The organism is Klebsiella sp. K47 (assembly GCF_051858335.1).
In the GTDB taxonomy this organism is placed as follows: domain Bacteria; phylum Pseudomonadota; class Gammaproteobacteria; order Enterobacterales; family Enterobacteriaceae; genus Klebsiella; species Klebsiella pneumoniae.
The window spans coordinates 1-239 of record NZ_JBPYUI010000226.1; the positions used below are offsets into that span (position 1 = coordinate 1).

The 239-nt window shown below is 46.9% G+C and carries 1 protein-coding gene; it reads right to left on the reverse strand.

The window, feature by feature from the left end; all coding sequences use genetic code 11:
• Positions 1-239: lyase family protein (locus tag RRF55_RS27800; RefSeq protein WP_439419270.1), on the reverse strand; the 239-nt coding region annotated here is incomplete at both ends.

Consider the following 239-nt stretch of genomic DNA (forward strand, 5'->3'; position numbering starts at 1 on the left):
ATCATTCGGGTGTACAGGTTTTTGTGCGCCTAAAGGATTCCCGAGTTTCTGATTGGCGATATTGGCAATCACTTCATTACAGTTCATGTTGCTTTGTGTGCCTGAACCAGTTTGCCATACCACCAAAGGAAACTGACTATCCCACTGCCCTGCAATCACTTCATCCGCAGCACCGACGATGTATTGCGCCAGTTCTTGTGGAATTTGGTTAAGTTCAGCATTGGTCTGTGCTGCTGCTT